Origin of the sequence: Chryseobacterium bernardetii, from assembly GCF_003815975.1 — a bacterium.
Classification (GTDB): domain Bacteria; phylum Bacteroidota; class Bacteroidia; order Flavobacteriales; family Weeksellaceae; genus Chryseobacterium; species Chryseobacterium bernardetii.
The window spans coordinates 2,667,928-2,689,419 of record NZ_CP033932.1 but is presented as its reverse complement, the minus strand read 5'-3'; the positions used below and the strand labels follow the sequence as shown (position 1 = coordinate 2,689,419).

At 39.7% G+C, this 21,492-nt stretch carries 17 protein-coding genes; all 17 read right to left on the bottom strand.

Features of this window, described 5'->3' with window-relative positions; genetic code table 11:
• Positions 1 to 298: 298 nt before the first annotated feature.
• The gene (locus EG339_RS12375; RefSeq protein WP_027374967.1) at positions 299 to 2,569 is read right to left on the bottom strand and encodes a multicopper oxidase family protein; all 2,271 of its coding nucleotides are present in this window, start codon (positions 2,567 to 2,569) and stop codon (positions 299 to 301) included.
• 13 nt (positions 2,570 to 2,582) lie between these two features.
• On the bottom strand, positions 2,583 to 3,059 hold the full coding sequence (locus EG339_RS12370; protein ID WP_002981086.1) for a heme-binding domain-containing protein: 477 nt from the start codon (positions 3,057 to 3,059) through the stop codon (positions 2,583 to 2,585).
• A gap of 11 nt (positions 3,060 to 3,070) precedes the next feature.
• On the bottom strand, positions 3,071 to 4,288 hold the full coding sequence (locus EG339_RS12365; protein ID WP_002981087.1) for an efflux RND transporter periplasmic adaptor subunit: 1,218 nt from the start codon (positions 4,286 to 4,288) through the stop codon (positions 3,071 to 3,073).
• A gap of 3 nt (positions 4,289 to 4,291) precedes the next feature.
• Positions 4,292 to 5,554 (bottom strand): efflux RND transporter periplasmic adaptor subunit, encoded by a 1,263-nt coding sequence (locus EG339_RS12360; RefSeq protein ID WP_105603046.1) that lies wholly within the window; start codon positions 5,552 to 5,554, stop codon positions 4,292 to 4,294.
• Positions 5,551 to 6,798 (bottom strand): TolC family protein, encoded by a 1,248-nt coding sequence (locus EG339_RS12355; protein WP_108721186.1) that lies wholly within the window; start codon positions 6,796 to 6,798, stop codon positions 5,551 to 5,553. Before EG339_RS12355 ends, EG339_RS12360 begins: the two co-directional genes overlap by 4 nt.
• 16 nt (positions 6,799 to 6,814) lie before the next feature.
• Positions 6,815 to 8,761 (bottom strand): efflux RND transporter permease subunit, encoded by a 1,947-nt coding sequence (locus EG339_RS24645; RefSeq protein ID WP_027374966.1) that lies wholly within the window; start codon positions 8,759 to 8,761, stop codon positions 6,815 to 6,817.
• The gene (locus EG339_RS24640) at positions 8,758 to 10,050 is read right to left on the bottom strand and encodes an efflux RND transporter permease subunit (protein ID WP_002981091.1); all 1,293 of its coding nucleotides are present in this window, start codon (positions 10,048 to 10,050) and stop codon (positions 8,758 to 8,760) included. The genes EG339_RS24645 and EG339_RS24640 overlap by 4 nt, the downstream gene beginning before the upstream one ends.
• A gap of 15 nt (positions 10,051 to 10,065) precedes the next feature.
• A complete protein-coding gene (locus tag EG339_RS12340) occupies positions 10,066 to 10,704 on the bottom strand; it encodes a DUF3347 domain-containing protein (protein ID WP_024566629.1) in 639 nt (212 codons plus the stop codon).
• 6 nt (positions 10,705 to 10,710) lie between these two features.
• Entirely contained in the window at positions 10,711 to 12,810 is a 2,100-nt protein-coding gene (locus EG339_RS12335; protein WP_228375313.1) for a heavy metal translocating P-type ATPase, read from the bottom strand.
• Positions 12,811 to 12,849: 39 nt separating this feature from the next.
• Positions 12,850 to 13,137 carry a phosphoribosylpyrophosphate synthetase gene (locus EG339_RS12330; RefSeq protein WP_228378866.1) on the bottom strand — a complete coding sequence of 96 codons (288 nt, stop codon included), beginning with the start codon at positions 13,135 to 13,137 and terminating at the stop codon, positions 12,850 to 12,852.
• 32 nt (positions 13,138 to 13,169) lie between these two features.
• Positions 13,170 to 14,045: a DUF3347 domain-containing protein gene (locus EG339_RS12325; protein WP_123870318.1), complete on the bottom strand. Its 876-nt coding sequence runs from the start codon at positions 14,043 to 14,045 to the stop codon at positions 13,170 to 13,172.
• Positions 14,046 to 14,313: 268 nt separating this feature from the next.
• Positions 14,314 to 14,493, bottom strand: a complete 180-nt coding sequence (locus EG339_RS12320; protein ID WP_123870317.1) for a hypothetical protein — start codon at positions 14,491 to 14,493, stop codon at positions 14,314 to 14,316.
• Positions 14,494 to 14,775: 282 nt separating this feature from the next.
• On the bottom strand, positions 14,776 to 14,997 hold the full coding sequence (locus EG339_RS12315; protein ID WP_024566625.1) for a heavy-metal-associated domain-containing protein: 222 nt from the start codon (positions 14,995 to 14,997) through the stop codon (positions 14,776 to 14,778).
• A gap of 101 nt (positions 14,998 to 15,098) precedes the next feature.
• The gene (locus EG339_RS12310; protein WP_123870316.1) at positions 15,099 to 17,510 is read right to left on the bottom strand and encodes a heavy metal translocating P-type ATPase; all 2,412 of its coding nucleotides are present in this window, start codon (positions 17,508 to 17,510) and stop codon (positions 15,099 to 15,101) included.
• An 88-nt stretch (positions 17,511 to 17,598) separates the two neighbouring features.
• Entirely contained in the window at positions 17,599 to 18,162 is a 564-nt protein-coding gene (locus tag EG339_RS12305) for a helix-turn-helix domain-containing protein (protein ID WP_024566623.1), read from the bottom strand.
• 115 nt (positions 18,163 to 18,277) lie between these two features.
• Positions 18,278 to 19,102, bottom strand: a complete 825-nt coding sequence (locus EG339_RS12300) for an RteC domain-containing protein (RefSeq protein WP_002981101.1) — start codon at positions 19,100 to 19,102, stop codon at positions 18,278 to 18,280.
• A 329-nt stretch (positions 19,103 to 19,431) separates the two neighbouring features.
• Positions 19,432 to 21,477 (bottom strand): heavy metal translocating P-type ATPase, encoded by a 2,046-nt coding sequence (locus EG339_RS12295; protein ID WP_123870315.1) that lies wholly within the window; start codon positions 21,475 to 21,477, stop codon positions 19,432 to 19,434.
• Positions 21,478 to 21,492: the final 15 nt, after the last annotated feature.

The following is a 21,492-nucleotide window of genomic DNA, read 5'->3' as shown; positions in this document are numbered from 1 at the left end:
TAAAACGAGAAATGGATATTTTACCTCTCTTAGTAGTACAACACTCCAAATCAATAGTTGATAATCGTGAATTCATTACAGATTACTATAAAATTATCAAGATATGCAATCCTTAAAATCAGATTTCATCTCCTTTTAAGGACTTTTTGTTTTAAAGGCAGATAGGTTGCTTCTTTTCGTAAAATATAGTTAATAAACAAATACAGATATGAATACATATCTGTATTTGTTTGAAAAGAATCAAGATGAATCGTGTATACTTCTTTAAACCTCTGATAGGGTTGTTGAATTTATAATTTTAATAATTAAGAGATAAGCCAACACCAAATCCCATATCACTATCATAATGGGTACGTATACCCACATTTTTATTAATGATATATCTGAGTTCAGTCATATATTCCATATCGGTGTTGACCATAAACCCTGCTCTCAATCGTTTTGTAATAGGAATATCTTCTCGCATTAAAGAAAGGCGTACAATACCATCATGATATACTTCTGCCTGGAAATTTACTAACATTGGCAATGTGTACATAAAACCTAAGCTAATTGCCCTACGTGTATCTTTTTCATTTCTCTGTCCGAATAAATTGGTTTCGTGTTCATCTATTCCCATTTTTCGGTAACGCCAATCAAAACCGATGAAGGGCATAAACCATTGCATCTTTCCGATGTATCTTCCCAAATGAGTTTCTACTTCGTAGCCGTGCATATCGTTGTAGCCTAAACGCCACTCTGTACCCAAACTCCATCTCGCATTTTGAAACATTGCATCCCCATCGTTACCATTGGTTGCAAAATCGTTCTGTGCCATAAAGTGCGACATATTGCTCTCTCTTTGCAATTTATTGTAGGCTTGCTTTTTATTGGGTAAATATGGATTTTGGTAGTCATCAACTGCAAAAACCCTGTTCATACCAGACATCATATGATAGAGGATATGACAATGAAAAAACCAATCTCCTTCCTCGTTCGCTAAAAACTCAATGGTATCGGTTTCCATTGGCATTATATCCAACACATTCTTCAATGGTGATTTTTCTCCTTTACCATTGATTACTCTGAAATCAAAGCCGTGCAAATGCATTGGATGGCGCATCATTGAGTTATTGTAAATGGTAATGCGCAAAATTTCCCCTTTCTTTACAGGTATTTTATCGGTTTCAGAAAGTATTTTATTATCCATACTCCACACGTAGCGGTTCATATTTCCGGTAAGGGTAAACTTTAATTCTTTTACAGGTGCGTCTTTAGGAAGTGTGGTATTGTATGGGGATTGTAACATAGCATAATTCAATGTTTTGATATCGCCTAAAGCATTTGCATTGTAACGATTGGGGTCATTATCCATATTCATATTGTGCTGACTGTGGTCTTGCTTTTGCTTAGCATCTCCAGTAATTTCAGGATACATTACCACATTCATGTCCATTTGGTTCAGGCTCATTTTCATTCCCATATCATCTAAATCACCATTCATTTTCATCATATCGTTCATCATTTTCATTCCTTCAAAATATTTCAATTTTGGAAGTGGAGAAATAAGTTGCTTGATACCATTACCTACAAAATAACTTGCAGATTGTGTTCTGTCTTCGGTAGTTGCTAAAAATTCGTAAGAAACACCATCTTCAGGAATGGTTACTACAATATCGTAAGTTTCGGAAACTGCAATGATTAACCTATCAACTTCTACAGGTTCTACATCATTACCATCATTGGCTACTACAGTAATTTTACCGCCTGCATATCGTAACCAAAAATAGGATGAAGCTCCACCGTTTGACACTCTTAATCTTACTTTATCTCCCGCTTTTAGTGTTTTGCCATCAACTGATTTTAAATCTGTGGTATGATTGCCGTTGATTAATATTTTGTCATAATATACATCGCTTACATCCATCGCCAACATTCGTTTCCATTCGTTTTTAATCTTTGTTTTAAAGTAACCTTCCTTGATGGCTTCTGCATAAGATTGGGTAGCATTTTTTTTGATGGCTGCCCAATCATTCGCATTATGCAACATTCTGTTAATGTTATCAGGGTTAAGGTTTGTCCATTCGCTTAAAATGATGGGTACGGTTGGTAAATCATCAATTCCTTTTCTAAATGTTCTATCGTTATCGCGCTTTTTCATTACAAAGCTGCCATACATTCCAATCTGCTCCTGCAATCCTGAGTGGGAATGGTACCAGTGCGTACCATGCTGGATAATCGGAAAACGGTAGGTGTAGGTTGTGCCCGGTGCGATGGGTTTTTGTGTAAGCCAGGGCACACCGTCTTCTTTATTGGGCAGGAACACACCATGCCAGTGAAGTGATGTGCTTTCTTTCAATTGGTTGTGCACCACTATTTCGGCAGTGTCGCCCTCGGTAAAGGTAAGGGTGGGCATGGGGATTTGCCCGTTTACGGCAATCGCCCGCTTTTGCTTACCTGCATAGTTGACAAGGGTATCTTTTACATACAGGTCGTAATGCACTACTTTCTGTGCAAACAACGTTTGGGTGCAAAGCAGTATCAGCACTGTTTGCAGTATTCTTATGGGTATTTTTTTATATCTGTTCATTCGTTGAAAAATTTTATTTAATGCTGTCTTCCATTGTGCCAAACCACGCCATCAAAACCTGCTTATCCTCCGGTGATAATACTGCATTGCGATGGATGAGTGTGTATGACGACAAAGGCATTTCCCCGTCCTTGACCTGCCCCGCCATAGCCCTGAACTTGTTACGCTGCCTGCGGGCAGAATATTCGCCAAATTCGCTAAAGTTGAGTTCCTCTTTCCCCTTTTTTATATGCTCTGCCATGTACCATGCTCCGGGCTGGATACGACTGTACCACGGATAGCGGGTATTGTTGCTATGGCAGTCGTAGCAGGACTGGGCAAGGATAGTCTTTACATTTTGGGGTACGGTGTACACCCTTTCAATATGGGTGGCTGGCACTACATCTGATTGGTTACGTAACGGCTGGATAAACTGGATACAGATTGAAATAATTATCAATATCCCAACAGCTATATTGAACGGTTTTAGTTTTCTTAATTTATTATTCATTTGAATTAGTTTTACATACTGCTCATGTCGTGTCCTGCCATCGGGTCTGCTCCATTCCTAAAAATGTATTCGCTGTTTAAAAGATAAGCACCTGAAACAACTACAATATCTCCATCTACTAATCCTGAAACGATTTCTATTCTGTTATCTATTTCCGTTCCCGTTTTTACCATTCTACTTTTAAATGTCTTTTCTCCTGTTTGTACCCATACGGTTTCACTTTTACCATTTCTTATTACAGCATCTACCGGCATGGTTATGCCTTTAGTCTTCGGCGTTTCAAGAAAAACATATACAGGCATTCCGGGCTTCAAATCTTTATTTGGATTAGGTACTGTAATTCGTATCAAATTAATTCTTGAAGACGGATTAAGCTCGGGGTTGCTAAAGTCTATTTTGCCAGTAATAACTTTGTTATTCAGGTCAGGAATTTGTACTGTTGCTGTTTTTGTTTGGTTGATAAGTGACATTTGGGAGGAATAAGCCTGTGCTTCTGCCCAAATTGTAGATAGGTCAGCCAAGTCTACTATCGTGCCGCCTTCTGCCACATAACCGCCCTCTACAACCTGCAAACTTGTGATGTAACCCGAAGCCGTACTATAAAATGTAGTTGTTGCCGAAATTTTGCCAGCACTTTGTAAAGCCCTAACCTGATTATCCGTCATACCCCACAATAACAATTTGTTCTTTGAACTTTGTATAAGCTGGTCAAAATCTATTGAATTAATATTTCCAAAAGTTTTCTTCTTTTCCAGTGCCAGTAAATATTCCTGTTTTGCATTGTTCAGTTCTTCACTATATATTTCCATTAACGGGGAACCTTTGGTTACAAAGTCACCAACGTTTTTATAATGCAGTTTTTCTACCCGTCCCATAACTCTGGAGCTTACGGATTGCATATTGTACTGATTGAAATTTAATACACCTGTAAGTATTACTCTATCCCCCAAAAGACCATCTTTTAAGGTGTCTGTTTTTATGTTGCCCAACTTAATCTGTTCGCTATTCAGTTGAATGGTATTGGGGTCTGCTTGTTTGCTTTTCTCAACCCGAACAAGCTCCATGTGACATATAGGACAGTGACCGGGTTTGTCTGATACAACCTGTGGGTGCATGGAACAGGTATAGTAACTACCATCATTATTACCTGCATGGTCATGTTTATTGTCTTTACAAGACAACAAAACCGACATAAGGAGGGCAATTGTTATGACTAAATAATATTTCATATTCTAATTATTTTTTGTTCTTACAAAACTTTCACTATCCATAAGGTACTGTGCGTTTCCTGCAATCTCTTCCACGGGTAACAGCCCCTGCAATACTTCTATATATCCGTTCGCTTCATTACCTGTTTCAATTTTATTCACGATAAACCCTCTATCTACTTTTTTCAAAATGACTTTGGTTAATCCAAGGGAAATGACAGCTTCTTTAGGTATCCAATTGCCGGAAATTCCAGCCGTTGATATTTCAGATTTAACCTGACTTCCGATTGGTAACTGCATACGGTTATTATCAAAATAGACACGCACGGATAACGTTTTACTTCCGGGTCTGAAAAATGGTTCTATAAACCCAATAGTTCCTATAAATTTCTTCTCCGGAGCTACTTCCGGTATAATACTTACTGTTTGACCTGTCTTTACAAGCGGTACATCCTCGGGGAAAATATTTAACAACACCCACGATTTTCCCGGGTTAAATACATTAAAAATAGTTTGTCCTTTTTGAACATACATACCTTCTTTCAGGCTAAGTTCAGAAGATGTTTCAGATATTTCTCCCATCGAATTTGAGGGTGATGTACTACTGCCCATTGACCCGGCTGTGCCGGTTTCGTGAATATGTCCGGCATAGTTACTGTAAACAGATACGGATAAATCAGGCTTTCCTTTTTGGATGATACTCTGCAATTGGTTTTCGCTCATTCCAAGTAATAGCAATTTTTGCTTAGCCGCATTTATCATCATATTGTTCGTAGCATCATTTTTTAATAGAAACAATAAATTCACTTGCGCTTCCATCAGTTCGGGGCTATAAATATCCATCACTTTCTGCCCCTTTGCTATTTTTTGGAATTTATAACGTATATAAAGCTTTTCAATCCTGCCGGATATTCTGGCGGATATATTTCCCGTTTGTCGGGTATCATAAGCAATATTTCCAAGAGCCTGTACGGTTATGTCTTTATGCTCTGACTGCATCCTAATAGTAGGAATGTCTGATATAACAAATTCATTAGTCGGCTTAAGCAGTGTATTCAACTCAATACTTTCCGTTTCATTTGTATTTACTGTTTTTTGCACCAATTCCATTCCGCACTTGGGGCATTTACCGGGCTTGTTGCTGGTAACTTCGGGGTGCATGGGGCAGGTATATGTCGGGCTATTTTTAGCAGTGTGACTGTTGTCGGGATGACTGGTCTTGTCTGTATTGTTGTTACAACTATACAGTACAAGAATAATCATCAAAAAACAAATTATATATTTCATTTTCTTTCAATTAAACGGTCTATTGTTATTTGCATCTCAAATGCTTTTGATAAAATATCGAGGTATTCCAGTTGTGTCATGTTCAGTTTTTCCCATGCATCATACAGCATAAATAATTCCTCGGTATTTTGCTCGTAACCGAGCTGCATTGTTTTGAAATTATTTTTCAAAGCCGGAATGATGTCATCCCTATAAAGACTAAGCTGATTTTTTTTGAGGTCGAACTCATTTCTCATGCCATATGCCATACCACTGTATTCATTTATCATCATGTTTTTTTGAGAACTAAGGGCATCTGCTTTCCACTTCAAACTTGCAATATTAGCTTTGCTCATCTTTGAAGCCCAATTGACAAAAGGCAGTTTTACCATTGCCATTGCTGTGTATTGCATGGGCTGTCCTCCAAAGCCATACATATTTTCAAATCGAACACCAAATTCAGGTTTCAGGCTTTGTCGCTCTGTTTCCTGTTTCAGAGTTGTTAACCGTATCTGCTGGTCTAATGATTTCAGGTCACTCCGGTTTTTGTTGAACAGTGCAGTATCAAATACCATATCCGAATAATCGTTGAATGAAAATATTGTATCAATTTCAAAAGGAGCCATAGGGTTTCGCCCCATAAGGGTATTTAATCTGATGCGTTTTTCCTTGATATCATTTTCATACATAATCTGCATATTATGGGTGCTTCCGAGCGCTGCTTTAGCTTTATAATATGCACCTATTTTACCTACTCCGTTCTTATACCGTATTTCTGCATTCTTAATCATGAAGTTGAGCATCTTTTCGTTTTCGGCAACTACATCCAGTCGTTTCAGTAACACAATCCATTCGGAGTATAAGAGTTTGGCATCCTGTATAATTTCATTTATGCCCGCTCCTTTATTTTCTTTTTCTACGGATGACATTGCGTTCATATATGCTTCTTCAGCATCCAACTTTTTCTTATTGGGTATCATCTGTTCTATCGACAGCATAGCCGAACCCATTCCTTTCATCTCACCATCTCTTTTCCAAAGGTTCACGTTGTAAGGTGTCATAAACTGTCCAACACCAATTGTTGGCGGCATCCAGCTTCGTGCGCCTTTTGCTGCTTCATCCATAGAACGAATTTCATTGTCGTACATCTTCACAATGGGATGATTGGTTTGTATGCTGTCTATAACATTTTGGAGGCTTATAACCTGTGCATTTATATTGGTAAAAAGACATACTATAAATGCTGTAAAAATTATCTTTTTCATTTCTGATTTTTTGATTTTAATGTGCTGCATCTAATACGTCAATCTTTCCGAATTTTTTCAGCTCATATTCTTTTTGCATCAGGAAGATAATTGGTGTAACCAGCAGAATATGGATTGCTGAAGTAAATACGCCTCCAACCATCGGCAATACGATTGGTTTCATCATATCACTGCCTACGCCGGTACTCCATAATATGGGAACCAGCCCGAACAGGGTTACACACACGGTCATTATTTTTGGACGTAAGCGTTTTGCCGCACCGTGTATTACGTATTCTCTAAGGTCTTCGTTTGTAATGGTTTCACGACTATTTCCTTTTAATAGCACCAATTGTTGCATGGCATCATTGAGGTAGATGACCATAACAATTCCTGTTTCGACAGCAAGGCCAAACAGGGCAATAAATCCAACAGCTACAGCTACAGAAAGGTTTACACCCCATAGACTAATCATAAATACTCCTCCAATCAGAGCGAATGGAATACTGATGAGATTGAAGAAAGCCTCTCTCATAGAATGAAAAGCAAAATACATAGACAGAAATATGATAACTAATACAATGGGCATAATCCATTTCAGTGTTTGTTCGCCCCTTATAAGGTTTTCATATTGTCCACTCCACTCTAAAAAATATCCCTGAGGCATTTTAAGCATCATATTATTCAGCTTGGCTTTAGCTTCTTCTACTGTGCTGCCAAGGTCTCTTTCCCTAACGTTGAACAGAACTGTACCTCTTAACATTGCATTTTCAGAGTTAATCATTGGAGCCCCCTCTGATAGCTTAACTTCTGCAACACTTCCTAATGGAATAGAGCCAAAATCCATTGTTTGAACGGGCAGGCGTTTAAGTGCTTCAATATTATTTCTGAAATCCTGTCCGTAACGGGCATTTACAGAGAAGCGCTGCCTTCCCTCAATGGTAGTGGTCAATTTCATACCGCCCAACGCGCTTTCAACCAAATTGTTTACATCGTCTATGCTTATATTGTATCGGGCAATTTCATCTCGGTTTATAACAATATCAACATATTTACCTCCCGTTATTGGTTCTACATACATATCTTTAATACCTGCCACGCCATCAAGCTCCGTTTTAATTTTTTGCGATAATGAATAGATGCTATCGAGATTTTGACCATAAACTTTTATGCCGACATCGGTACGGATGCCGGTTGATAACATATTGATGCGGTTTATAATGGGCATTGTCCAACCATTTGTTACTCCGGGCATTTGAAGTTTCGCATTTAGTTCATTAATGATGTCATTCTTTTTTATTCCGTCCCGCCATTCATTTTGTGGTTTTAACAAAATGATAGTTTCAATCATACTGATTGGAGAATTATCTGTAGCAGTATTCGCCCTGCCAGCTTTACCTAAAACGTGCGCTACTTCCGGTACAGATTTAATAATCTTATCCTGAACCTGCAATATTCGTTTGGCTTCTGAATTAGAAACATCGGGTAATGTAACGGGCATAAATAACAATGAACCCTCATCGAGTGGTGGCATAAATTCCCTCCCAAGATTTAATATCATTGGAATACTTATAATAAGTGCAGCGATGTTGATACCCAATACGGTTTTTCGCCATTTTACACACCATTTTATAACAGGCTCATACAGCTTTTCCAAGCCCCGGTTTATTGGGTTTGAATGCTCACTTTTAAACTTGCCTTTCATAAAGAAAGAAATCAGCACCGGCGCAAGCGTAAGTACCAATAAAGCATCCACGACCAATATAAACGTTTTGGTATAAGCAAGCGGATGGAAAAGTTTGCCTTCCTGCCCTGTGAGTAGGAATACAGGTAAAAATGAAGTTATAATGATAATCGTTGAAAAAAATACGCCTCTTGAAACCTGCTTGCATGATTTCTCAATGATACTAAGTCGTACTTCCTCTGGAATTTTTTCGTAGCCAACATTTTTATTGGCTTTCTTTTTAAACCATTTTATTTTCATGATGGGTCGGATGTTTTTTGTTTACGCTCATTTTGCCAAACGGAAAGATTTCTATAAGAGTTCTCTGACATTATAATTCCGTTATCTACAATTACCCCGATTGCCAGCGCAATTCCGGTAAGGGACATAATATTGGATGATAACCCAAAAGCGTTCAATATGATAAAACTGATGGCAACGGTAACTGGAATTTGAATAATGATACTTAATGCACTCCGCCAGTGGAACAGGAAAAGAATTACAATAAAGGCGACTGCAATAATTTCCTCTGCGAGCTTATGTTTGATATTTTCGATAGCTGCTTCGATTAATGTACTTCTGTCATAAGAAGTTTTTAATGTTACGCCAGCCGGTAAACCTTTTTCAACATCTTTGATTTTTTCTTTAACGGCTTTTATCACTTGGTCTGCATTTTCGCCATAGCGCATTACTACAATTCCTCCCACAACTTCTCCTTCTCCATTTTGGTCAAATATACCCAGCCGCAAATCTCCGCCCATTTGTACGCTTCCGATGTCTTTTACTCTTACCGGAATGCCATTATAGTTGCCTACTGCAATTTTTTCAATATCAGCAGTATTCTTTATATACCCCAAACCTCGTATAATGTAAGCCATATCTGCCATTTCAAATTTGCGACCACCAACATCATTGTTGTTTGCTTTTACTTTATTCATTACATCCATAAGGGAGATATTGTAATACTGGAGCTTTACGGGGTCAACGACTAACTGATATTGTTTTTCATATCCTCCAAAGGAGGCTACTTCTGCAACACCTGGTACAGTTTGCAGTGCTAACTTGATATACCAATCCTGCAATGCGCGCTGCTCTCCAAGTTCCATCTGCGGTGCATCCAAATGATACCAGTATATATGACCAACGCCTGTCCCATCAGGACCAAGCGTTGGTACAACCTCCTGTGGCAATAGCCTTTGAGCATAATTAAGTCTTTCCATGACTCGTGTACGAGCCCAATAAACATCAACATCGTCATCGAAGATGATATACACGAAACTCATTCCGAACATTGATGTGCCTCTTACGTTCTTTACTTTGGGTATTCCCTGTAAGTTGCTTACTAAAGGGTAGGTTACTTGGTCTTCGATAGTCTGTGGACTGCGTCCCATCCATTCAGTGAAAACTATTACTTGGTTTTCACTTAGGTCAGGAATTGCATCTATCGGATTTTTCTTAACTGCTGAAATGCCCCAAACAAGTAAACCGGCTGCTATAAGCAGCACGATATACCTGTTTTTCAAGGACAGTTCTATTATTTTTTGTACCATGATTTATTTTTCATTTTAATACTGCTTTTTTACAGAACCACAGCTAATCATTTTTGAACCGTAGTAAGGATTTTTGATTTCCTTTGTTTCGCTTAACCAAACAGCACCCTTACCTTCATTGAACATTGGGCAATGGTCTTGATACAATGTTTGTGATGTACCGAACAAATCAATCAGGTCTTTCAAATCTTCGCCAAGTGAGGCTAAATGTTCCCGCTGGTGGTGGATATTACCAACATTTTCGCCAATATGTTCTGCATGCTCTTTTGCATCGTCTGCTATGTCCATGTACTTTTTGTGTTTATCGGCAGGAATGGATTTCATATCCATTTTGTTCAACGTAGCTAACAGTTTTTTCCCTGCACTGGCGGCAGCTTTGTCATCGTCCGAAACAAGAGCATTCTTTAATGATAGATAATCGGTAACTATAGGTGCAATAGAAAAGTTTTTAGCTTCTGCATCCTGACCGCTCGGTGTACCGCTAACGTCGGGGGTAGTTGCAGTGTCATCCCCTTTTAAGTGGGAAGCAGGATGTTCTTGTGATACAACAGTAGTATCTTTTGAAGACTGCTCGTTTTTGTTGGATGCCTGATTGCATGATACTGTTACAAATGCCATGATAACAGCAATGATTGATAATGTTAGATTTTTCATTTTTATTTATTTTTTGATTTTTAAAAAACTTGCGTTAATAGCCACTACAATGGTGCTTACACTCATCAGCACAGCACCCATAGCGGGACTTAAAACAAAATTCGGATAGAGTACGCCTGCCGCAAGCGGTATTGCCACCACGTTGTAGCCAACCGCCCATATCAGGTTCTGTACCATCTTTTTGTAGGTAAGTTTGCCGAAGTCAATCAGTTTGACCACATCCCTCGGGTCGCTGTCTACCAATATGATATCCGCTGTTTCGGCAGCCACGTCCGTACCGGAACCCACGGCAATGCCCACATCTGCCTGTGCCAGTGCAGGTGCATCATTTACACCATCACCAGTCATTGCTACGATTTCGCCTTTTGCCTGAAACTCCTTTACTTTCTCCTGCTTGTTGTGCGGAAGCACATTAGCCAAATACCCGTCCATACCCAATTTTCCGGCTACGGCAGCAGCAATCCTGTCGTTGTCCCCGGTGAGCAGAAAGGACTTGATGCCCATTTTTTTGAGTTCCTCAATCGCCTGTGCCGACCCCTCACGGATGCTGTCTGCCAAAGTAATGAGGCCGATTACCCGGTCATCAATGAGGACAAAGTTGACCGTTTCTGCTTCCTGATTGATTTCGTTTGGAATTTCAGGCAGGGAAAGGTGGTTTTCGGTGAAATAATTCGGGCCGCCAGCTACGACATTTTTCCCGTTCACAACACCTTTAACACCTATGCCCTGCATATAGCTGAAGTTTTCAGACTTCCATAAGGCAAGGCTCTTTTCTTTCAATGTAGCCATAATGCCTTTGGCGATATGGTGTTCCGAATTTTGCTGTACTGCGGCAGCATACTGGATAACCTCATCGGCATTATATTCGTCTGTTAACGGTATAACCTTTTCTACGGCATGGGAACCTTTGGTGAGCGTTCCGGTCTTATCAAAAATGACAGTGGAAAGTTTTCGGGTGGTTTCAAATGCTGTGCGGTTGCGGATGAGCAGACCATTGGTCGCCGATAGCGTTGTGGAAATGGCGACCACCAACGGGATAGCCACGCCCAATGCGTGCGGGCAGGCCGTTACCATTACCGTTACCATTCTTTCAAGCGCAAAGGCAATATCTCCACTGCTTGCATACCAATAGGCAAATGTGCCTATGCCAACGGCAATGGCAATAAAGGTGAGCCATTTGGCAACTTTGTCCGCAAGGTTTTGCGTATTGGACTTAGTAGCTTGTGCCTCCTGCACAAGATTGATAACCCTGTTCAGGTAGCTGTCTTTTCCAACGGCTGTTACCTTAACTTTCAGCGCACCATCGCCATTGATAGAGCCTGCGATGACCTTTCCGTCCTTTTCCTTTTTCACGGGAATACTTTCTCCGGTAAGCATACTCTCGTTGATATACGAAAGCCCCTCCAGTACCAATCCATCGGCTGGAATTTTTTCTCCCGGTTTTATGATAGCCGTTTCACCGCTTTGCAGGTCTTCGAGCTTTATCTTTACAGCTTCTCCGCCACGTTCCACGGTAACATCGTTGGGCAGCAAAGCCACCAATGACTGTAATGCCCGTGAAGCAGCCATTTGGGAACGCATTTCCAGCCAATGCCCTAACAGCATGATGTCAATTAGGGTTGCCAGTTCCCAAAAGAAGTCCATACCCTGCAAGCCAAATACAACGGCTACGGAATAAACATAGGCTACGGATATGGCAATGGCAACAAGTGTCATCATCCCTATGGCTTTGGCTTTCACCTCGCCAATCATTCCCTTTAGGAACGGTAAGCCTCCATAGCAATAAATCACCGTACCCAATGCCAGCAGCACATATTTATCGCCATTGAAAGCAAGGGAGAAACCCAACCATTGCTGTATCATGTGTGACAGGAGCAGGATAGGGATTGTAATGACAAGGCTTATCCAAAAACGTGTGAGGAAATCGCCTGTATGATGCCCCTCATGTTTATTAAAGTTTTCGTCAGCATGGCCATGTTGAGAATGCCCGGAATGCCCATGTCCTGATGTGTGTTCATGAGAAGCTGACGCACCGCCAACGGGAACCAATGCCATGCCACAGAGCGGGCATTTTCCCGGTTCGTCTTTTAGCACCTGTGGGTGCATAGGACACGTGTATTTTTTCATAATAAGGGGTTTTAAAAGTTATGTTGCACTTAATTTTTTTGCCATCTCATGGGTCATTTCTTCGGCATAAGCACCATAGGCATCCACAAGTACGCCTTTATTCTTACCATCATTGGACGATATGGCATAAATCACGGCATTGTTATCAGGACTGCTGTCGAGGCTTTCAAACCTATGGGTTTCCGTAACCGTAAAATCCTCCGGTTTTAGTTTCAGGCTCCTTGACGCACAGTACAGGCAGTCCGGCAACAGACTAAAGTCCATACTGTATCCACGCTGTCTTAGGTCTTTAAGCGCCTGCACCATGTCATTGTACTGTACCATAGCTTTCAGACCTGTTATTTAATGGTTTCAACGGTACTGCCGCAGGTAAGCATCTGTGAGCCGTAATATGGATTTTTAACCGCATTCTCTTTACTTAGCCAATTGGCTCCCTTACCTCCATTGTACATAGGGCAGTGCTGGTAATAAACGGGGGTGTCCTGTTTAGAAACTTTGGCAAGTGTGTAGATGCTTTCCGAAAGTGCCGCAAAAGCACTTCTTTGTTTTGCAACATCTTTTGATTTTGAAATGCTTTCCGCATTGGCCGTCAAGTCCTGCATCACTTTCATCCAAGCCGTATGTTCCTCTGCCGATAGCTTATTCATATCGACTGCTTTAAGGGATGCAGCCAATTCAGCGGCTTTGGCAGATGCGGTCGCCGCATCGGTTTTTATCAAAGCATCTTTCACTGAAAAGTAGTTGTCAAATACAGCCTTTAGCTGTGATTGGTTTTGGGCTGCATCTTTGTTAGCTGCCATTTGGCTATGGTCGTGATTGCCATGTCCGGCATTCATGTCCATTCCCGCCTCCTTGTTTTTGGCAACCGTCTTCACTGGTCTATCATACTGGCAGCAACCAGCCAGTTTAGCATATACGTCATCCGGCGCACGGAACTTCTCACTGTCATAACCAGCCAAAGCGATACGTTTCAGGATTTCATCCTGATTTGTTTTGTCGCCGTCATAGGTGAGCGTAGCCATCTTGGTATCTTTGTTCCAGTCAACACTGGCTACCTTTTTTACGTTACCTGCTTTTTCGATGGTGGTTTTGCACATACCACAATTGCCGTAAATCTTTACGGTTTCTGTTTTCGCATTCTTGATTTGTGCGAAGCCGTTTATTGATGATAGTAACACGGCGATTACCATCACTATTTTTGATAATGATTTCATAATAATTACATTTTGAGAAACGGGGGATTGATAAACCCGTTTCTGTTTTAAATTTTAAGTAAATGATATAAATAGGGGATTTGCAAAAGCCGGAACAGCTTCTGACAGGACACACCTATGGCTATCAGGCCATAGTTTTAGCTTATTTTAGGCGGTAGCCAAATGGAGAAAAAGCCCGAAGAATAGTAGGCTTCTTTGAAACCGAATTTTTGCTTTTTAGCTGCTGCTAAGTGATTTTTTGCCTTTAATTCGATTATGGTTGGGACATTTAGGGAAGTGGTTGAAGCACCGCACCTGCAAGAGCTGTGTGAACAGCCGCCCCCGCATTTGTCACTTTTGCATTTTTTACAGGATTTGCCCTTGCAACCTTTTTTATGTTCTGATTTTTTGGATTTCTCCTTTGAGCAGGAAGACTGCTCGGTCTTTGTTGAATTTTTGGAACAAGCATAGCTCTGACTTGGTATCATAAAGAAAACCAGACAGAAGAGTGTCAAAATGCCTATATGTATTCTATAATTTTTCAACTCAACAAAGTTACAAATAAGATTGGTTTTTTATATTGTTTTTACAATTTTTTTTGCTATATAGGCAAAATTTCTCTATACAAACAAACAATGTTACGACCACAACAAGACATCCTCTTTCTTCAGGATTTGATGAAATGCCTTTTTTAGCAACCCAACCTTCAGAAAATTCGGTCGGAAAAAGGACATTTCAAAATGTAGTTGGCTTAGGCATTCAAAGGTTCTATTTTGAAGCCTGCCTTTTGTACGGTCGATATTACTTCCTGCTCGGTAATGCCCTCGGACTTCACTGTAAGTACCTTGTCCTTGTTGGCCGTGTCCACTTCCCAATGGCATATGCCCTCTGCCTTGTCCAAGTGCGGCTTTACAGATGCGATACAACCGCCACAATTGATGTTCGTCTTGAATTGAAATTGTTTATTTTCCATTGTTTTAAAAATTTAGAATGTTATTTAATACTGCAAATTTCAGTATAATGCTGTTCGCCTTTATTGCGTTATTTATTGTTTGATTTGTGAGATTTACTGTTTTATTTCTTCCACTTCAACCGCAGGCTGTTACTGACCACGCTCACGCTGCTCAATGCCATTGCCGCACCTGCAATCATCGGGTTGAGCAGAAAGCCGTTAACAGGGTAAAGGATGCCTGCCGCTACCGGAATGCCGATTACGTTGTAGATAAACGCCCAGAACAGGTTTTGCTTGATGGTGGCTGCGGTCTGTTTGGACAAGCGTATTGCCTGCGGTATCTTGGTCAGGTCGGACGAAATGATGGTCATCTTGGCTACGTCCATTGCGATGTCTGAACCTTTTCCCATTGCTATACTTACATCGGCTGTTGCCAAAGCTGTACTGTCATTGATACCGTCCCCAACCATTGCAACTACTTTACCTTTACGCTGTAACTCTTTTACAAAATCGGCTTTGTGCTGTGGCAAAACTTCGGCTTTGTAATGCTTGATGCCTGTCTGCTCCGCAATGGCTTTAGCGGTAGCTTCATTATCTCCGGTCAGCATATACAGGTCAATGCCCATTTCCTGCATTTCTTTGATTGCCTGTACCGATGTTTCTTTTACTTTGTCGGATATGGCTATTACTGCAAGTGCTTGTTTACTGTCTGCAAACCAAATAATGGTTTTAGGCTGTAAGCCCCATTCATCGGCTTGTTGTTGTAATTGTTCGGGAATACTGACATTGTTTTCTGCCAACAGTTTTTTATTGCCTACAAAATAGGTTTCGTTATTGTAATCGGCTTTTGCTCCTTTACCTGTAATGCTCTCGAATTGTGTTAAAGCTGTGTTTACCGTTCCGTCAAGATGCTTTACTACGGCTTCGGCTAATGGGTGTTCCGATTTTTTTTCGATACTTACTAAAATGCCTTTGGTGGTATCGTCATTGTTGAGCCATTGAATACCTGTTACCTCTGGTCTGCCCTCTGTAATCGTTCCTGTTTTGTCTAATATAATGGCTTCTACTTTTTTGGCTAATTCCAAACTTTCAGCATCTTTTATTAAAATGCCTTTTTCAGCACCTTTGCCCACTCCGACCATAATTGCCGTAGGTGTAGCCAATCCCAAAGCACAAGGACAAGCAATAACCAATACCGTAACTGCCGCCAATAATCCCTGCACAACTCCGTTATCGCCACCCAATACCAACCATAAAACAAATGTGAGTATTGAAATTCCTATGACAACAGGCACAAAAATCCCTGCAATCTTATCTACCAACTTTTGTACGGGTGCTTTACTGCCTTGTGCATCTTGTACCATTTTGATGATTTGGGCAAGCATTGTTTCTTTGCCTACCTTAACGGCTCGGAATTGAAAACTTCCTTTTTGGTTAATCGTACCCGCAAATACCTTTTCGTTTTCTTTTTTTAGTACAGGTACAGGTTCGCCACTCAACATACTTTCATCAACGTAAGAACTGCCCGAAGTAACCATACCGTCCACTGCAATTTTTTCGCCTGATTTTACAAGAATAATATCGCCTGCGTTTACATCTTCAATGGCGGTTTGTTTTTCCATTCCGTCTGCTTGTATTACGATAACGGTTTTAGGCTGTAAGCCCATTAACTTTTTAATGGCTGATGAAGTATTGCCTTTGGCTTTTTCTTCTAATAATTTGCCTAACAGAATGAATGCGATAATGACGGCTGCTGCTTCAAAATAAACGTGGGCGTGTAAACCTCTTTGATGCCAAAAATCGGCAAACAGCATATTGAACACACTAAAAAGGTATGCAATACCTGTACTCAATGCTACCAATGTATCCATATTCGCAGAACGGTGCTGGGCTTGTTTCCACGCATTTACAAAAAAATCCCTGCCCAACCACACTACAACAGGTGTAGAGAATGCCCACATAATTTCATTGCCGTAAGGCATATCCATAAAGAACATTCCTATGATTACCACGGGCAGGGAAAGGATAATTGCCCAAATGGTCTTGTTTTTCAAGGTTCGGAATTTCTTTTCGTGGATGGCTTCGAGCGTTTCCTGCTGCTTGGTTTCGTCTTCAATCAATAGGTCGTAACCTACTCCCTGAACCGCTTTTTGCAGGGTGGAGGCATCGGTCATATTGGGCAGATATTCCACGGTAAGATTGCCCGTTGCAAAGTTCACGGAAGCATTAACTACTCCCGGTTGGTATTTCACAATGCTTTCGGCACTGCCCGCACAGGATGCACAGGTCATGCCCAATACCGGAAAAGCACTTTTAACCGTAGGAACTCCGTAACCTAAATCTTTAATTGCCTTAACAGCCTCGCCTACGGTTTCATTGCTATCTACTGTAATCGCTGCCCTTCGGTTGTTCAGCTCTACTTTATGGGTTTCTACGCCTTTTACCTGTGCCAATCCCTTTTCAACGATTAATGCACAGTGTTCGCTTTCTACATCCTCCAATGGAATGTATATATTTTCTCTGTTTGTCGCCATATTTGCCTGCTTTAATTTACAATACAAAATTGGCTATTATATTTATGGGTACTGGTGTGAAATTTTGGATTTGATTTGTAAGATTTACTTACACTTTATCCAACGGTTTTCTTTTATCCTCTTTAATCTGTTTGAAATGGCTTGGTGTTAGCCCGGTAACTTTTTTAAACTGGTTACTCAAATATGCCACGCTCGAATAATTTAGGCGGTTCGCAATCTCACTTAATGACAACTCATCATACACCAACAATTCTTTGACTTTCTCCACCTTTTGGGCGATAAAGTATTTTTCAATGGTTGTACCCTCTACCTCTGAAAACAGATTGGACAGGTAATTGTAATCGTGATGCAATTTGTCACTCAATACATCGGAAAGGTTGGTTTTTACATCACTATCCTGATGGTGTACCAGGTCAATGATAATGTTCTTTATCTTTTCTATTATCCTGCCTTTTTTATCGTCAATTACTTCAAATCCTAATGGCTCTAAAGTTTTGGACAAATTCTCTTTTTCCAGAGATGTTATTTCTTTGGAAAGAATAACTTCGCCCAGTTTTATATTTTTAGCATCTAATCCCAGTTTTTCCAATTCGTTTTGTACCACCATAATGCAACGGTCGCAAACCATATTTTTAATAAAGATTGTATTCATATTTATTTACTGACTACGTTTAGTATTTAATACATAAGCAATAAACAAATTTACAATTTAAGTTTAATTACTCTGACTTCTTGCCAAGAGGAATAAAGCCTGTGTACATATATACTTACTGTTTTTCATCTTGTTCGTCCATTTTCTTTATCAGTGCTTCACACAGCCTGTCGAGGAATTTCGTTCGGTTTATTTTGCGGGCTTTAAGTTCCATAAACGTATGGTAAAAGTCGCCTAACTCAATATTGAAGGCATCTTCAAACGTTTTGGCTATCAATTTTATTTCTGTATTCCCATTGTTAAATGCACCGTGGGAGTACAGTGCATAAATGAGTTCCGTGAGTGCAGTTTTGCTTGCTGTCCATATCAACGAATTATCTGAAACCTTTTTAACGTTGATGTTATTTAACCTGTCTTCCAAATATACCTGTATCAGGTCATTAGCAATTATCTTGGCAACCTTATAATCGTGCGAAGTAGAAAAGCGATGGTCTGCCTCAAAATAAAAAGTGTCTAACCATAGTCTTATATCGTGCTTGCCACGTACAAAAAATTGTTCGTCAAAGAAAGAATTATTGCTACGGTAATACTTATAAAAATCAAGGTTATTTTCAAAGAACCTTTTTAGCTTTTTCAGTTCTTTGACAAAATATTTCTTGGTACGCTTATTTCCATACGGTCTTCTCGTTTCGATTTTATAGATGGCATTATAATAGATGAGCTTTGAAACGATAATTGGCTTTTGATATTTAAAAAAGCGAATTTCTTCATCAACATTCTTAAATCCTCTTTTTAAAATATATTTTTTTACGTCGAATAAACATTTGATAATAAGTTGTATAACTGCTTCAATGCGTTCTATCGAACAGTCTGCTTCAATCTCAAATTCTTTGATTTCGTTTTCCAGCTTAGCCAGCGTTTCGTTATAAAATTTATCCATCCGTTATCCTAAATCTATTTTTTAAACAATAATAGAGAAGCCCAAATACTGTCATATTTGAAAGAAATTTGCATTTTCGGGTTTCTCTTTTGGAACTTTGGTTTTTGCTCGATACAGAACTAATAAGTCCATTTTTAGTGATAGGGATAGATATAATAGTGTCTAGTTTTATGTATATCAAAGCAATAAGACACAGAGCTAAAAAATATCCCAAAAAGTATCATAAAGAGCGAAGGTCTTTTCTTCTTCTCCTTCGACAAATTGACATTTGATAACTTTTGCCTTTCTTACGAATTGTCTGTTTTATTCATCATTAGGATGTTCTAATCTTAAAATTTCATCCGCTGTATCCTTACTGCGTTTAGTATAGCTAATAAGGCAACCCCAACATCGGCAAAAACAGCTTCCCACATAGTCGCTAAGCCCCCAGCTCCCAAAACTAGTACAATAGCTTTTACTCCGAATGCTAAAGCTATATTTTGCCAAACGATTTTCTTTGTCTGCTTGCCTATATTGATTGCCATAGGTATTTTACTCGGTTTGTCGTCTTGTATTACCACATCTGCCGTTTCAATGGTCGCATCGCTTCCCAAACCGCCCATTGCAATACCCGCATCGCTCAAAGCCACAACAGGCGCATCGTTTACACCGTCGCCAACAAAAGCAACGCTTCCGCCTTTGGCTTTAATTTCTTTAACTCTGTTTACTTTATCTTCAGGCAATAAATCTCCGAAAGCATTATCTATCCCCAACTGTTCCGCTACATACTTTACAACCGTACTTTTATCTCCGCTAAGCATAGTAGCTTTAACATTGAGCTTATGCAATAGATTTATGGTTTCCTGTGCGTCTTCTTTTATGCTGTCCGCAATGGTAATGTAACCAACAAACTTTCTATCATAAGCCACTGCGATTACCGTGTAGGCAATGCTGTTCGGGTCTATGTCATAAGTAATAGAAAATTTATCCATCAGCTTAAAATTCCCTACCAATAATTCTTTCCCATTTACATTAGCCTTTAGTCCGTGTCCTGCAATTTCCTCTATATTTTCTAATGGGATATTGTGGTTTACATCGCCTACATATTCTTGAATGGCAGTTGCTACGGGGTGGCTACTATGGCTTTCCAAAGCATTGACCATTTCTAAAATTTCTTTCTCATCAAATGCCTTGTCAAATACAACTTCCTGAACTTTAAATACGCCCTCCGTCATTGTACCTGTCTTATCCATTACTACATTTTGTATGCTGGCAAGAACATCCAAAAAGTTGCTTCCCTTAACCAATATTCCATTTTTACTCGCTGCCCCAATTCCGCCAAAGTAGCCTAAAGGAATACTTATTACCAATGCACAAGGGCAAGAGATAACAAGGAATACCAAAGCACGATACAACCATTGGCTGAACACATAATTTTCTACAAAGAAGTAGGGCAATGCTGTAATTAGAATAGCTAACAGTACAACTATCGGTGTGTATATTTTTGCAAACTTTCTAATGAATAATTCTGTCGGTGCTTTTTGAGCAGTAGCATTTTGCACCAATTCTAAAATTTTACTCAGCTTGCTATCAGTATATGCAGTTGTCACTTTTACCTGTGAAACGGTATTTAAGTTTATCATCCCTGCCAGTACCGTTTCACCTTTTGATTTCGTGTCAGGCTTGCTCTCACCCGTAAGAGCTGCTGTATTGAAAGATGCAGTTTCGGACAATAATTCTCCGTCCAATCCTAACTTTTCTCCAGGCTTCAATTGTATTATCTCTCCAATAGTAACTGTTTCAGCTTTTACAACTTTTGTTTGAGTGCCTTGTAAAATGGTTACTTCATTAGGACGTTGGTCGAGTAAAGATTTGATATTTGTTTTAGCTCTCTTTACTGCTAATGACTGAAAGACTTCACCAACAGCATAAAACAGCATTACAGCAACACCCTCGGGGTATTCACCAATGGTAAAGGCTCCAATAGTAGCAATACTCATCAGCAAAAATTCTGAAAAAACATCGCCTTTACCAATACTTTCAAAAGCTTCTTTAATTACAGGAAATCCGACTGGTGCATAAGCTATTATATACCAAACAGTTCTTACCCAACCTTGAAACCATTCAGGTTTCAAGACATTGTCTAAGTAAATAGCAATTAGCAATAGTACCAAAGAAATAATTCCTGGTAAAAACATTTTTACAACGCTGTTTTTATCAACAGCTTCACTTCGTTCATTGCTCTTTTGATTAACTTTTTCATCCGTTGAGCAACAAACATTATCAGTACTCTGCCCTGTATTTGTTTGGGCATCGTTTTTGTTCTCCTCCGTGCAGCAGAGTTGCTTGCCCTGCGCATCATAAATATGCTTGTGATTTTTATCTGTATTTATCATCGTTTAGTTATTATT